Source organism: Rhizobium pantanalense (assembly GCF_030182525.1).
GTDB lineage: Bacteria > Pseudomonadota > Alphaproteobacteria > Rhizobiales > Rhizobiaceae > Rhizobium.
Window position 1 is genome coordinate 500,733 of record NZ_JAQJCH010000006.1, and the last position, 15,444, is coordinate 516,176.

Below are 15,444 nucleotides of genomic sequence, written 5' to 3' on the forward strand. Positions count from 1 at the left end.
ACTGAGAAACAGGGCGAGGCGGGCCGACTCACGAAACCGTTGGATGAAGCCGCTGGCGCGGTATTCATTGCGCCTCTATTTCCTTAAAAGGAAAGACCGGATTTCTGACTGTTATCGGAGCCCATGCCCTCTTTCAGCTTCATCCACGCCGCCGATCTGCATCTTGGTAGCCCTTTCCAGGGGCTCGCCTTGAAGGACGCCGCCGTCGCTGCCGTCTTCGTGGAAGCGAGCCGCAAGGCCTTCTCGACGCTTGTCGGGCTGGCGATCGAAAAGCGGGTCGATTTCTTCGTCATTGCCGGCGATGTCTATGATGGGGATTGGAAGGACAACAAGATCGGGCTTTTCTTCAATCGCGAGATGGCGCGGCTGGAACGTGCGGGAATTCCGGTCTACCTGCTGCGCGGCAATCACGATGCGGCAAGCGTCATCACTAAAACCATCACATTGCCGCCGAACGTCCACGAGTTTCCGACCGGCAAGCCGGGCAGCGTCAGGCTGGAGGCGCTGAAGGTGGCGCTGCACGGCCAGGGCTTTGCCGAACGCTCCGCCAACGACAATCTGGCGATCACCTATCCCGCACCTGTCTCCGGCTGGTTCAATATCGGTATTCTCCACACTTCGCTGACCGGGCGCGAGCCGCATGCGCTCTATGCCCCATGCTCCGTCGATGATCTGCGGTCGCGCGGCTATGACTACTGGGCGCTCGGCCATGTGCACGATTTCGAAGTGGTGGCTCAGGATCCACTTGTCATTTTTCCAGGCAATCTGCAGGGCCGCAATATCCGTGAACGCGGTGCCAAGGGCGCGGTACTCGTGACCGTGGAAGATGGGCGGATCGATCATGAGCGTCTGATCGTCGATGAGGCGCGCTTTGCGCAAGTCGATATCGTGGTTGGACCGGAGGACGATCAGGCAGCAATCCTGCGCCATGTAGAGCAGGCGGTGCAGCCGATTGCCGATGAGATGGCAGGTCGCATGACCGCTCTGCGTGTGCGGCTTTCCGGCGTGACGCCTCTGCAGGGTGCGATCGCTGCCAACCGTCAGCAATGGCGCGACGAGGTGGAAGCCGCCTGTCACCGCGTGCATGAGGATATCTGGCTGGAAAAGCTGGAACTGCGCCTTGAGCCGCCGCCGGAAAGATCGGCGGAGGCGGACGGCGCGCTCGATCTGCGCCAGCTACTGGCAGACCATGCCGGCGATACGGATATTGCAGCAGAGGCGGCCCGGTTGATCGATGAGATTGCGGTGCGCCTGCCGGGTGGCCTCGGCGCGACGGAACAGCCGCTGGACGACAGCATGGATGCCCTCATCGAAGAGGCGCGACAATTGCTGCTGGCGCGCGGGCAGGGGGCAGGCTGATGCGCTTCACCCGGCTCGATATTCTCCGCTATGGCGCGCTGACCGATCGAGCGATCGATTTTCGCCCCGATGCACGGCTGCATGTGATCTACGGTCCGAACGAGGCGGGCAAATCCTCGGCTTTGAGCGCGATCTCCGATCTTCTCTTCGGTTTCCCAACCGCCGCCGAACAAAGCTTCCTGCATGAGCCAAATACCTTGAGGATCGGCGCAGATATCAGCGCGCGTGATGGTGCAAAGCTGAGCTTCCGCCGCCGCCGTGGCCGCAAGGGGACGCTTCTCGCGCCCGACGATAAGGAGACGGCGCTCGCTGAAGATGCGCTTTCGTCCTTCCTTGGTAATCTCAGCCGCGATGTCTTCGAACGCGCCTTCGGGCTCGATTCGCAGCGACTGCGGCAGGGCGCGACGGCGATGCTGCGCAGCGGCGGCGAGATCGGCAGTCTGCTATTTTCGGCGGCGTCCGGTCTGACGGACCTGTCACGTCTGCGCCAGTCGCTGGAAGCGGAGGCTGACGGCATCTATGCGGCTAGGCGCTCGAAGGATCGTGGCTTCTACCAGGCTCTCGACCGCTATGAGGATGCCCGCAAGGCTGAGAAGGACAACGAGCTTAAATCCCGTGACTGGAAGAAGCTGCTTGTCGAAGCGGCCGAGCTGGAGACGGAGCTGGAGCGACTGCAGGCGGAGCGCCGCAGCACGCGCGAGGCGCTGGATCGGCTCCAGCGGCTGAAAACCCTGCAGCCCTTGCTGTCAGAAATCGATGCGGAAACTCTTGCGCTCGATGGCCTTTCCGATATTGCCGCCATACCGGACGGCTTTGCCGACAAGCTAGAACAGAGACTGCGGGATAAAGAGACGAGCGAAGCGGAACTGCGACGAGCGCGACAAGCTGTTGCGCGCGCCGAGGAAGATCTCGCACGTATCCAGGTGGATGAAACGCTGTTGCAGATGTCGGGCGATATCACGCAGCTCTTTGCCGATACCGGCAACTACCGCGCCCAGCGTCACGATCTGCCGCGCGTCGATCAGGAACTTGCCGGTTACGACACGACGCTTTCACAGCTTGCCCGTCGCCTCGGTCTTGCCGAAGCCGAGCTGGAACGACAGCAGCCGAGCGATATCGATCGTACTCGCCTGTCCGAATTGGTGGAGCAGGGCAGGCAGCTTGCGCGGCAGATGCAGTCGCTTGCCGAGCAATCCGAGAGCGAACGCCGACAGCTGGCCGCTCTGGAGAGGGACAGCCTTAACGGGCGGCTGATCGATCCGAGACCTTATATTGACCAGCTTGAGGCTTTGGGCAGCGATCTCTCCGCCTTGGCTCGCCTTGATGGGCTGGAAACCCAGATACGTCGCACCGAGGCCGAACTCCACGAGGCGGCTGGACGGCTGCAGCCACCCGTCGGCGACATTGATGCATTGTTCTCGGTACCGCTGCCGGAAGTGACGGAGATCGCAGGGCATCGCGATATCATCGACGCCGCTCGATTAAAGGTGCGCGAGGCTGCCGGCAAGCTGCAGACCTATGATGAGCAGCTGACGGAGGTAGAACGAACGCTTGTGGATGCCGAGCGCACCGGGCCAGTTGTCACGCGCGAGCAGATCGCCGCTGCACGCGAAAGCCGTGATGCGCAATGGGCCTCCATCCAGGAAAAGTGGAAGGACGGCGCGGCTCCGGAAGCGAAGATCCTTGCGGCACTGACTGCCAGCGTGGCCGAGGCGGACCGTCTGGCCGATGCCGCCCTGAGCGATGCGGATCGGGTCGCGCGCCACGCCGACTATCGTTTGCGGCAGGCGCGTCTGCTGCAGGAGCGGGAGGAGGCTTCCAGTCGGCTCAAGGGCTTCGAGAAGACGCTGAAGGATGCACAGGAAGCCTTCGCAGCCCTTTTTGAGCGTTGCGGTGTCGATGCCCTCGATCCATCGACGATGCTGGAATGGCGCCGTGGAGTGGAGCTGCTGCGGCGCGAGCGCAAAGCGTTGCGGGATCTAATCGATCAACGGCATGAGAATGCGTTGGCGGAAAACCGCGTCTTGCCCGCTCTACAGGATATCGTCGAGGCAAGCGGCTATAAGAGCGGCCGCCTTCCGCCGGCAGCGATTGCGGAAGGCCTGCGCAAGCATCTGCGCCTTCTGTCCGAACGCTGGAGCGAAAGCCGCACGCGGGAAGGGGAGATCGGCGCGGCGCGTGAAAGGCTGGTCCGGTTCGACGACCAGCAAAAGAGCTTGGAACGACAGTACACCGATTGGCGCGGCGCATTCGCTAAAGCCGTGGAACTGCTTGGTCTGCCATGCGACACGACCTTGGACATGGCAAATGCCGCCTTGAAGGCATGGCAGGAACTGCCCGATGTCCTGGCGGAGCGCGAAAACCGCCTGCGCCGGGTCAATGGCATGCGGCGCGACATGGCGGATTTCGAGCGGCGGTTGGCGACCCTTGGCGCCAATAGCGGCTATGAGCTGGATCATCTGCCGCCGGATGCCGCTGCCGAGGCACTGCATACCCGCGTCAACGCCATGCGCGGCGAACTGAAGAAGCGCGACGCCCTGGAGGAGGAACGGCAGCGTGGGGAAGGGCTCGTCGTCCGCCAGGAAGCTGCTCTTGCCGCCATCGCTACCGATCTCGATCATCTGACCGCGGATCTCGACGGCGTCGAAGATCTGCCGGCACTCCTCTCTCGCCTGCGTGAACGCGCGCGTCTCACTGCCCGGCTCGCCGAAAGCCGTGATCGATTCCGGCTGCAGGCCGACGGCAAGGCCGAAGACGAACTCCGCGCTGAGCTGGCAGGCTTCGAACGCGTTGTCGCCGATCTCGAAATCGAACGATTGACCGAGGAAGATCAGCGGCAATTTGCAACGCATGGCGAGCTTTCGGCGCGTCTGGCGGAGAACCGTCGGCAACGGCAAGCGCTGGAAACCGGTGTCAGTGCCGAATATGCGGTTTTCGAAAAGCTCTCGGCCGAGCAAGAGGCAAAGGATCTCGCACGGCAATGGGTCGTGCTGAAGATTGCGGCCCGCATGCTGGCAGGCTCGATGGAAGCCTATCGCGAGAAGCAGGCCGATCCCGTCATCAGGCGGGCCGGCGAACTGTTCTCGCAGCTGACAGGCGGGCGTTTCTCCCGCCTTGTCGAAGCGCATGATGAAAGTGACGCGCTGCAGCTGCTGGCGGAACGTGCGGCGGGCGAACGCGTACCGCTCGATGGCCTGAGCGAAGGAACGGGCGACCAGCTTTATCTCGCGCTGCGGCTGGCATTCCTCGAAGATTATGCCGCCCGCAACGAGCCGGCGCCGTTGATCGTCGACGACATATTCCAGACCTTCGATGACGAGCGCGTTCGGGCCGGTCTGCAGGTGCTGGCTGCTACGGCCGATCGGTTCCAGACGATCCTCTTTACCCATGAGAGAAGCGTGGTCGAGATCGCCAAGAGCGAGATCGGTCGGGGTCTCGATCTGATCCAGCTTTGAATCTCTCTAAGACATCGACGGGATATGCAGTCGCGTCGGCACCACGATCTTGGGGTCCGATTTATCGCGGCTATAGGCCGGATTGAGCGCGCGGTCGATGAAACCCTGCGTGGCGTGGAGCCGGCGCAAGTTCTGCTTTTCCTGCTCGAAGCGCTTCTTTCGCTCGCCGGATTTGTCCGAGCCACGCGACAGCGATTCATGGTGATAAAGACAGGCAAACGGCGTCCAGACGATGCGATAGCCGGCCTTGTGCGCCCGCAGACAATAATCCACGTCATTATAGGCGACCCCGAAATTCTCCTCGTCGAAGAGGCCGATTTTCCGTAGGCAGTTCCCCGAGATCAGCATCACCGCTCCGGTCACGCAGGTCATGGTGTTGCGCACATGCAGCCGGTTCATCGGTCCGCCGAACTCCTTCGGCTTGTTCATGTACCAGTGACCGGCAAGACCGCCGAAACCGATGACTACACCGGCATGCTGCATCTTGTCGTTGGGGAAGAGCAGTTTGGCGCCGACGATGCCGGTCCTGTCATAGGCGAGGCAGGAGACCATTTCCTTCAACCAGTCCGCTTCGATGACCTCGACGTCGTTATTCAGAATGAGATAGTGCTCCCCCGTCGCTGCGCTCAGGCCGCGATTGACCGAGCGCGAGAAGTTGAAGGCTTCCGGTATGATAGTCGCCGAGAATCGCGGCTCGCTCTGGCGGTAGCGCTCGTAGAGATCGAGGACCGGTTGATCCGTAGAGCCGTTGTCGATGACCAGAACTTCGAAATTCGGATAATCCGTCTTTTCAAAGAGATCGCCGAGGATGCGTGAAATCAGATCGAAATTGTTTTTGCTCGGAATGACGATCGAGATTTTCGGCCACGCATGCGGGGCTTCGAAGATGATCCGGTGCAGCGTCGTGGTGAGAGCGTCCTCGACGGCGATCGTCTGCTTTAGCCGCTCAAATCGTTCGACCAGCGCCTTCCTGGCGTTCGTTGTGGCGGCCTCCATGAACTTGCGTGAAAAGGTCTTGCCATTGCGGCGCCACCAGTATGCCGGGTAGGGCAGGTGCAGGACGCTCTCCTCCGGAACGCCCTCTAGATAACGCAACAGCAGATCGTAATCCTGCGAGCCGTCGTAGCCCATGCGGAGATAGCCGATCTCCCGAAGGCGATCATGGCGGTAGATGGAAAAGTGATTGATGTAATTGACGCCCGTCAGCAGCACGGAATCATAGGCCGGCTTCAACATGACGCCGGTCGGCTTCAAGATGTCGTCGACCACCAGCTCGTCCGTATAGAGGAAATTCGCGTCCGGATTTTGCTCCAGCGTATGCCGGATGAGCTTGAAGGCATGCGGTGCGATGACATCGTCATGATCGAGAAAGGCGATCCATTGTCCCCGTGCTTGGGACAGACCCGCATTGGTAGCGGCCGCGATGCCGCCGTTGCGCTCATTCAGCACAAAGCGGATATCGTCTTTCGATTGCCGGCTTTGATACCATTGCCGCGTTTCCGGCGACGCCGAGCCATCATCGCTCAGGATGAGCTCGGTGCCTGTTTCGCCCTGTTCTTCGAAAGATTTGATGAGGTCGTCCAGATAGCGAGGCGGCGCATTGTAGACGGGAACGACGACGCTCAGCCAGGTTCCGGCCGTTGCGGATACCGGTGTCGCCTCCAGTGCGGAGGCAAGCCCATAGCTGGCGTCGGCATATTGCACGGTCAGGCTTGCGGCGCGTCGCCCGAAGCGAAGCCTGGGCAATTTCATCCAATATTGGGGGAGCTTGCCGAGATCGACACGCTTGGTCCGTCCATCCGGTTCAAGAAGGGTCGCAATATATGCCTCGGCCGATTTTTTTGACGCAAAGGTCCTGGCGGCGAACTGGAACGTCGTTGGGAAGCTGGCCGGATCGGCACGCAGGGCGCAAATGGAGCCGACCGAACCGATGTCGGCGGTGATGACGAAGCGGTGCCCTTCCGGGAGCGAGACCGTATCTTTCTCTCGGAAGCCATAGCCGCGATTGATATAGAACTTGGGGTCTAGCGGCTCGTCGGTCGCGACCACATGGATAACGACCAGTTTCTTTCGCATGGGCAAAAATCTGATCTCGAAAGCCGGATCATCCCCCAAGGATTTCCATAGGCTGAGATCGGCGTCAGCAGAGATTTCCCGTTCGAGATCGGCGTTCGGTATGATTTTGAGTGTCATCGAAATATTGATTTCATCCACATGCGAGTAGAGGCATTGCCTGCGAAATTCCTGGCCTAGCCCGCGCCGCTGAGAGGTTCAAAACGTATGCCCGGAAATGTCGGACTGGCATATAGCCGCATTTTCTCGATCGAATGTCGTGTGGCATCGCGGGCAGAAAGCCGCAGCACGCGGTCGCCGATGAGCAGGTCGATAGCGGCAAGCCACTCGTCGGCGGTATTGCCGATGTGAAGTTCCCCAGCAACGACGCATCGTTCGAAAGTCGGGCATCGGGAAAATATGGCTGCTGCCTGCAGGCGGCTGATGTCGATCCGCTTGGTATCCGAACGGCTCGCATTCGTCTTTCCGGACAGAAGAGGGGCCAGAGCGATATCTGCTTGATGATGCTCTGTCTTTGCGAGGTAGGCAGGCCACGAAAGCGGCGGGATGATCGTCATTCTCGCCGGGTCGATCCCTTGCAAAGCCCAGCGTCGGGCGAGAGCGCCGGCGGCAAAAACCTCGAAATGCAGGTTGCCGTGTTTTTCCATCGCGGCTTTGACGATCGGCATGAGGAACTCGTGTTCGCGGCGATGAACACCGGTGGCATGGTAGACCATCCTCAGCGGTGCGCCCCCGTCATCGCTGCCATTGACCACGATTTCTGTTGCATCCGCTGGAAGCGGGGGCAGGATATCGATCCGATGGCTTCTCATCGCGAGCGCGTTTGCCAGGGGTTCGGTCGAGGTCCAAACATGAGTGAGGAGCCTATTGACCCTCGGCATTGGGCGGACGGCCAATTTGATCAGTCTGAACTTATAGAGCCAACCGGCTTCGTTGCCTGTCACAACCGCGGGAATGTCATCGTCGACGAAATAGGCGACCCCGGCAAGCGTGCCTCGCCTTTGTTCCAGCCAGCGCAACTGCGGCTGCTTGATGTAGCGGCAAATGATAACGAAGAGGCCCTCGCTATCGATAGCGTCGAGGGGGTCGTCGAGGCCTTTCATGATGACCGGAATGTGGCCGAGTGTCTTGGCCCGCTCAGCAAGATAATAGCTGAAGCTCGGGTTGGGATGGCGCGACAAGATGAGCAGGCGCCGAGCAACGCGCTCACCATCTTCCGCCAACGCACCGGATGGCCGTGGTCTTGGAAGCAATTGATAGACGATGTCGCGCAAAACTTGCATGGGGCTTCCGCGCAAAATCACGCCAGGCGACTTCGGAGATTTGCGAGGATGCCGAAAACGGCACCCCAGGCAAGGAGCGTCACACCCAAGATCCCGCCGATCCAGAGCGCCCGCTGGGGATACTCCGCCTCGTCAGGCAGGCTGGGCGCCAGGAACGTATCTAGGTAGAGCAGCTGCTGCTTGCTGACGAACTTGACCTGCTCCAGCGTCTTCATGCTCGAGGCAAATTGCTGCTCGGCAAGGCTCTGTTCCAGTTCGCGCTGTGACATATCCACGGAAACATCCGCGAGATTCTGTTCGGACTTGTTCTGCCCGGCGACTTGGCTGTTGAGCTGGTCGATCTGCTTCTGCCTGCTGTCGATCTCGCGTTTCAACACGCGCATCTGCGGTGCATCGGCGGAGACGGTCCCAAGCAGCGCGTCATATTTCTGTTGAAGCTCTATCCTCTCCTTCTGCACGGATGAGATCAGGTTCGTGATAACGGTCGACGATCCCTCGACGCTGAGGACGCCCGTCTGGTTGCGCGCAATCAAAAGCTGATCTCGCGCCTTCTGCAGCTGATCCCTAGCATTGTCGAGATTCGCCTGGGCGGTTGCGATGACGTCATGCCAGATGCGGGTGTTGACGTCGTTGACAACGACCTCGGACGCGGCGACAACCTCGCGCAATATTTTCTGAGCGTCGGCCGCGGTGAAAGCCCGTGCCTTGACCGTCACGATGCCGCTGTTCGCATCGATTTTGACCGAAACCATGTCTTCCCAGTAATCGAGCAGCTTTTCCGAGCTCGCATCCTTCTTCAGGCGCGCAATCCGATCGATCGAGTCGTTGCCGTAGATCTTTTGAAAGTCGACCCTTTCCTCGAGCGCGGTAACCATGTCCTTGCTCTTGATGAAGTTGGTGACGATCAGGGTGTTCTGGACGATCTGCGCCGGCGGCAGGCCGGTCACCTTGGTAATCTGATTGCTGCCGAGTGCGGGCGTGGAGGTGCGGACCGTAAAGCGCGTTTCCGATTGATACTGATCGGACGCGACACAGGTAAAATAGTAGATCGAAGCGACATTGGGGACGACAATCAGTAGAAAGGTCGATGCCAGCATGACCTTGCCGATGATCTGCTGCATCGGCCGCGGCCGCAGGCCGACGGCCTTGAACAGCTGGCTGCGCCTCGATGTCGAGAAGCGCAGTTTCCGCGCGGTCACCGACAGATTCGTGGCCACGTTCCGGCTATGCTCCGTCGCGCTGAGCTGAAGCGTTTTTGGCGCGTTTTCGGTATCATGAGCCATATTGGGCCTTGCCGTCGATCCCTGATCTTCTACCGATTCAATCTATAATAGGCTTCGATGGCCTGCTCTACCTTATCGAAGACGATAAGTCTGCCGTCGACAAGTACAATACCCCTGTCGCAATGTGTATTAATCATGCTCATGCTATGGGACACCATGATGATATCGGAATTCTTGCGCCTGTTCTCGAATGCGATGCGGCAACGCTCCTGGAAGCGCGCATCGCCGACGGCCAGAACCTCGTCCACCAGATAGCATTCGAACTCGATCGCCATTGAGAGCCCGAATGCCAATCGCGCGCTCATGCCCGAGGAGTAGGTGCGCACCGGCGCATCAAGATAGTCGCCCAATTCGGCGAATTCTTCGACGAAGCGGGAGACGCGCCTGACATCCTCGCCGTAAGCGCGCGCAACGAAATGAACATTCGCCCGCCCCGTCATGAAGGGATTGAAGCCGCTGCCGAGGCCCAGCGGCCAGGATACCCGAACGTTTTTGCTGATCTTGCCCGAATTCGGCAGCATCGTGCCTGCAATCATGCGGATCGTTGTCGATTTTCCGGCACCATTCACGCCGAGCAGGCCGTAGGAATAGCCGGATTCGAACTCGCAATGCACCCGGTCGAGGATGATCTTCTTGCCGCTCTGTGTCTTGAAGGATTTCGAGACGTTCTTGAAGCTGATCATGGCGCTTTCCCACTCATATCCGGTGATCCTCGACGGATGCCCAGATGAGAGAAAGCGTCGCCCAGGTGACAATAAGCGCAAGCAATATGATCAGCGGTGTGCTGACGCGACGCGGAAAGATCGATTCGTCCGGCAGCACCGGCTTGACGAAAACGGCGAGATAGAGCGTCTTGCGCAGAGCTTCCGCAAGCACGGCATCGTAGTTCTTCTGCGCGCTTTCGTAGAGCTTTTCCGCGATCATGCGATCGGTCTCCAGCCTGGAATAGTCCAGCAGGGCCTTTGCAAGGCTTGCGTTCTCAGGACCTGTCAATTCCGATCTCATCTTCTCGATCTGTGCATCGAGGCTGTCTTTGGCGAGATTGAGCTGCTGATAGGTCGGAGAATTCTGGGCATTGGATTGCCGCATGACGAAGAGACGCGTTTCGAATTCCAGCTTCTGCGCAAGCAGCCCCGTCAGAAGCGTGCCGCTGTTCTTGGCTTGCATCTGCGGGCTCAGAAGGCCGGATGCATTTTGGAACTGGTTGAGGGCGGCCAGTGTGTCGCCATACGTCTTGCCGCTTTTCTGAACGTCGGCCTTCATGCTCTGCACGATGTCGTTGCGCGCCCGTTCGGAAAGCTCGTTGATGAGCTTTTCGCTTTCCTCGATGATGGCGTCCGCAAGCTTGACGGAATCATCAGGCGTGAAAGCCCTGACCTTCAGCGTGATGATGCCGGAGGTGACGTCTATGTAGGCGCTGACATGGTCGTTCCAGTACTTCAGGAACTCTTCGTCGGATCGCGCCGAACTGAATCGCGACAGGAAATCCGCATCCTGCCGGGTAAACATGGCCCGATAATCGAGTTTCTTGCCGATCCGGTTCAGAATTTCCGTCGAGTGAATGAAGCTGGTGACGACATAGGCGTCCTGCGAAGCCGAGCGCATGTTCAGAGCGCTGGTGGCTCCCCCGGGGTCGCCGGCATCGCTGGTGTCGCCTGCTCCCGACACGGCACGAACGGCAAAACGTGCTTCCGCCACATATTGGTTAGAGGCAATGAAGGCGTAATACACCGAGCTGGCCAGGAAAGGCAAGATAACGAGCAATACAAAGCCGATAAGTCTCAGTGGCGGCTTGCCGCCCGACTGTGTTTCGGGCTCGCTGCTGTCATGCACCGGTATGTATTCGATGTCCTCGATATCGGTGCGCGCACGCTGCGCCGGCAGCCTGCGCCGAAACAGCGAAGGCAGAATATGCCGGGTGCTCGTTTTTACCCGCGGAGAGTCCTGAACTATCGCGTCTTCAATGACTGGCTTCGGCATGTCAGCTTGCAATCGTTTCCGGCAGTCCGGGCGCGGTTGGTTTCATCGCCTGACGCACATAGTGGTCGAAAATCAAATCCTCTTCGAGCATGAGCTCGGCAATATGCAGTGAACGCAACCTTGTCGCAACGTCTTCAAGGGTGCTGTGTCTGGGTGGCAACGGAAAATCGTCAACCGAAATCCCGATGAGCTCGCTGAGCGCCTGTTGAAAATAAAGACTGTCCGTATCGAAACCGACAATTGCAAAGCGCGAGAGAAGATCGATCGCGCTGGCGACATCGGCGCGTGTCACGGTCTGTTCCGGAATGGTTGTGGCCAATTGCCGGGTGACCGGAGATACCAGAACGTTTCTGACACTCTGAGGGGCCTTCTTCAAGGCCGTCTTGAGAGAGGCTTCATTTTCGAGGCTTACCTCGGCAAAATGCTCCGCAGCAGGCGCCAGGATAATCTTGTCGCGATCGCCGAAGAAGGAAATCTGAGTTTTCGCCATCCGTTTCAGTAGGAATATCCGCAGAGCAAGTTCGTAATAGGGATCGGTAAGCAGAACGATGGCCTTGAATCCCTTGTCAAGGAATTCTTCATAATTGCGCATCAACAGCCGGCCGCTAAGATAGATCGACTGGATGGCGTTCAGATGAAAGGCCTGAAGGGTCGTTTCGTGACCGAAGCGCTCGACGGATGAAAGCTCGTATTGAAAGTTGCGGCCGCAATAATAGTCGAATTTGACCATTGGCAGCAGCTGTGTCTCAAGCCTTACAATCTTTAATGGAATCGTGTTCGATACTTGCGGTCGCCGATAGATCAACAATCCGGATTTGGCGTCATGGATCATCAGCGATGTACGTTCCATGAGGTCAGGCATGATTGTTGTGTCGAGTCTGAATCCGACATAGCCATCTTCGTGCCGCCCCGAGTCGATGACCGCCTGTTTGAGCTGGTCGCATGGCAGGATCATCAGATCGCCATCGGCGTCGGAGATTCTGATTTGCGGTTTGTCGGAAAAGCCATCGGGGATCAGATAGCCCTCGATAACATTGCCATGATCATATTCGAGGTTAAAAAGCACGGAGTTGCTCCGGCGCTTCTACCAGATCGGCACAGCGCCGAAATGGGTGATGGAGTGACGTCATTACGCCCTGCATAGCATCACATCTATCAAGATGCCTATCGATATCGCAGATGTCGGGCCTTGGCATTCGAACCTCGTCAGGCCTCGTTGGGCGCTTTTCGTGCCAGTAGCGAGAAGCTGGGGCCGCCTGGATGGCTTAGATTTTCATCCCGGATGACAACGTCATTGAAGCCGAATGTACGCAGCAGCATCAAGATGTCATCCCTGTGCATCCAAAAGTGCCGGTCCTTCATGCCACCGCAGAAAGATGCATTGGCATTGGCATGGTGATAGCTACGCTCGTAGTAACGCACCGCAATGCCATCTATCAGCTTCGTCTCTACCTTGCCGGTGAAAGGCAGCCAACGCACGTCGCCTTCGGGCATTGCGTCCTCAAGGACGAAGTGCGTCCAGATGAAAACTGTATGGGACCGCTTTGCGAGCAAGCGAAGAAACTCGCCGGGGTCGGCCATATGATAGAGAACCCCCGATGCAAGCGTTAAGTCGTAGATTTCTTCGCCTTCCGTCAGCCACGCCTGGATGTCGCCGAGCATGAAAGAGGCGGCGTCGATGTTCAGAATCTGTTTGGTAACCAGACATCTTAGAAAACAGAGACGGTTTGCTTCGATCGCATCGATCCGCGCCGGGCGATGGCAATTCAGCATATGGGTATGCATCCCCTCGAGCGGCCCGACTTCGAGAACGGTCCTGCCTTCTATCGATCCGAATGTGCGCAATGCCCAATCGATGCGGTCATCGGCATAAAGGGGCAGGTTGCCGGCGCTAAGACCGAATTCCGGCGGGAACGCACAGTTCCATCCTTGAAGCGCATCGATGGCATTTTGGTGCGCTGGCCTGCCTTGCTCGTACTGATCGAATATCTCCAGAGGACTTTTCGATGCTTTCTTCTGGGAGCGCTTTGAAAAACCAAGCATTAATACATAACCTTCATTTCAATCGGCATCCCGCCGATCCGGAGACGTTCTCGCTCTGGCGTATCGCAGCCTCCAAAACCGCTTTTTTGCCTCGCAGCAAGTTGGCGGAATTTATAAGTGCCGGTGGACAATCGAGGATTGCCGAGGCTGATTCGAGGAGCCATCGATGCTATCTCGCTGGAGGCAGAAATTCGGCAAGTACCGATTGTTGTGGTCTGTCATCTCTGCATGGGTTGCGGGTCAGGACTCAACTCTTTTACAGGCAATCGCAATCTTATGAAAAGCGGCACAAGTGCGATTCTGTGGAACTTTATGTCGCTGATCGGGCGATTTTTTACCATTGCCGTTACTTAACGGTTTCTTTTTATTTTTCAGAAAATTTTAATTTTAAATTCCAAATAATACTCGTGTAAATTGCTTTACCTGCCTTTGCCCCTTATAAACCCATTTGATCGGGCGCTTCTTTAAACCCGGGTGTGTTCAGATGATCGCACCTGATATTTTTGATTGTATTCCCGGCGTTTGGGCTTGTTGACGCGCGCCCGTTATGCTTTTCAAGGCGTCGATAGATTTGATGCATTCTATGTCGATGTATGCCATCAGGTAATCACGGCAGCTAATTGGTTTGAGGGTTTCAATTGTTTCGTATTGGCGCCGTACTTTGTTGCGTGGTTCTGGCGGGATGTAATTCCGTTTCGAGCGAAGGTCCGCTGGCTGGCGCTATTGTAAAAGATGCCGGTCAATCCAGTGTCGAATTGGGTCGCAGGAATGCCGCAGTTTTCGACATTGTCGACATCGACAGCCGCAGTGCGCGTTTGGTTTCCGACTATGTTTCCTCCACGCTCAATCGTCGTTTTGGCATGGGCGGTGGCGTCGGTTCGGTCGTCATCGGTGTCGGCGACGCATTGAAGGTCACGATTTTCGAAGCTGGCGCCGATGGCCTGTTCTCGACGGCGCAATCGAAGCAGGTATCGCTCGATATCGTCGTGCAGCCGGACGGCACGGCGGCAATCCCTTATGCCGGCTCGGTTCGATTCGCCGGCAAGACGCTTGATCAGGCTCGCAAGGCGATCCTGGCGGCTTTGGCAACCAAGGCCGTCGAACCGGATGTCATCGTGACGAGCATGGGCACGCCGTCGCGCACCGTTACGGTTTCGGGCGCCGTTGGCCGTCCTTCTATGGTTCCGCTCGATCTGACCAGAGAAAAGATCACCGAAGTCATCGCCAAGGCCGGTGGACCCTCGACGCAACCCTATGAAACCTATGTTACGCTGGTTCGGGGCAGTAGAACCGGAACGGTTCTGCTGAAGTCGATCATCGAGCATCCTTCGGAAGATATCTATGTACAGCCGGGCGACCAGATTTTCCTCGTCCGCGATCCGCGAACCTTCACCCTGCTCGGTTCTGTTCGTGGAGACGGTCGTATCGAGTTCGGAGCGAACGATCTGAATCTGCTTGAGGCCGTTGCCCTCGGTCATGGCGCGATCGACGATTCTAGCAATGCCAAGGGCTTCTTCCTGTTCCGCTACGAAGAGCCTGAAATCGCGAAGATTCTGCTCGGCCCCGCCCGTTTCCAGGACCTGCTGCGCAAGGGAATGGTGCCGGATGCCAAGGGACGCTATCCAATCGTTTATCGGTTCGATATGTCCAATCCTGACAGCCTGATCGTAGGGCAGACCTTCCCGGTCAAGAGCCGCGACGTCATCTACGTGTCGCGCCATCCGTCCGTCGACATCAGGAAGTTCTTGAATCTTATCGGTACGCCGCTAGGTATCGCGTCCCAGGGAGCAGCAACAGCAGTGAATCTGGGACAGTAATCCTGGAAAAATGAAGGAGCAGCGGTTCCATCCGGTCTACCTGCGCTCCTATTCGTCGGCGGATGCCGACATCTGTATGATTGTGACGGATCGTGCCTTGTCGGCAACGGAAATTCATCGCGAACTGACTTGTCGAAAACACGACAATCGT

10 protein-coding genes are annotated in these 15,444 nt (G+C 58.0%); 3 read left to right on the forward strand and 7 right to left on the reverse strand.

Features of this window, described 5'->3' with window-relative positions; translation table 11 throughout:
* Positions 1-123: 123 nt before the first annotated feature.
* On the forward strand, positions 124-1,359 hold the full coding sequence (locus tag PH558_RS18395; RefSeq protein ID WP_285205863.1) for a metallophosphoesterase family protein: 1,236 nt from the start codon (positions 124-126) through the stop codon (positions 1,357-1,359).
* Positions 1,359-4,814, forward strand: coding sequence for an ATP-binding protein (locus PH558_RS18400; RefSeq protein WP_285205865.1), 3,456 nt, complete (start codon positions 1,359-1,361; stop codon positions 4,812-4,814). The genes PH558_RS18395 and PH558_RS18400 overlap by 1 nt, the downstream gene beginning before the upstream one ends.
* A gap of 6 nt (positions 4,815-4,820) precedes the next feature.
* Here PH558_RS18400 and PH558_RS18405 read toward each other — a convergent pair whose 3' ends face one another.
* The 7 genes from PH558_RS18405 to PH558_RS18435 all read right to left on the reverse strand — a co-directional run bounded on the left by PH558_RS18405 (position 4,821) and on the right by PH558_RS18435 (position 13,476).
* On the reverse strand, positions 4,821-7,007 hold the full coding sequence (locus PH558_RS18405; RefSeq protein ID WP_095436238.1) for a glycosyltransferase family 2 protein: 2,187 nt from the start codon (positions 7,005-7,007) through the stop codon (positions 4,821-4,823).
* 56 nt (positions 7,008-7,063) lie between these two features.
* Entirely contained in the window at positions 7,064-8,170 is a 1,107-nt protein-coding gene (locus PH558_RS18410) for a hypothetical protein (RefSeq protein ID WP_285205866.1), read from the reverse strand.
* Between the two features lie 17 nt (positions 8,171-8,187).
* Positions 8,188-9,387 (reverse strand): KpsE/RkpR family capsule polysaccharide export protein, encoded by a 1,200-nt coding sequence (locus PH558_RS18415; RefSeq protein WP_244575190.1) that lies wholly within the window; start codon positions 9,385-9,387, stop codon positions 8,188-8,190.
* 95 nt (positions 9,388-9,482) lie between these two features.
* A complete protein-coding gene (locus tag PH558_RS18420; RefSeq protein WP_095434501.1) occupies positions 9,483-10,136 on the reverse strand; it encodes an ABC transporter ATP-binding protein in 654 nt (217 codons plus the stop codon).
* A gap of 13 nt (positions 10,137-10,149) precedes the next feature.
* Positions 10,150-11,433 (reverse strand): KpsE/RkpR family capsule polysaccharide export protein, encoded by a 1,284-nt coding sequence (locus PH558_RS18425; RefSeq protein WP_285205867.1) that lies wholly within the window; start codon positions 11,431-11,433, stop codon positions 10,150-10,152.
* A gap of 1 nt (position 11,434) precedes the next feature.
* A complete protein-coding gene (locus tag PH558_RS18430) occupies positions 11,435-12,499 on the reverse strand; it encodes a hypothetical protein (protein WP_285205869.1) in 1,065 nt (354 codons plus the stop codon).
* Between the two features lie 140 nt (positions 12,500-12,639).
* Complete coding sequence (locus PH558_RS18435; protein ID WP_285205870.1) at positions 12,640-13,476, reverse strand: class I SAM-dependent methyltransferase; 837 nt, start codon at positions 13,474-13,476, stop codon at positions 12,640-12,642.
* A 638-nt stretch (positions 13,477-14,114) separates the two neighbouring features.
* On the opposite strand from PH558_RS18435, the gene PH558_RS18440 reads away from it, so the two are divergent.
* On the forward strand, positions 14,115-15,293 hold the full coding sequence (locus PH558_RS18440; protein ID WP_285205872.1) for a polysaccharide biosynthesis/export family protein: 1,179 nt from the start codon (positions 14,115-14,117) through the stop codon (positions 15,291-15,293).
* The last annotated feature ends 151 nt before the right edge of the window (positions 15,294-15,444 follow it).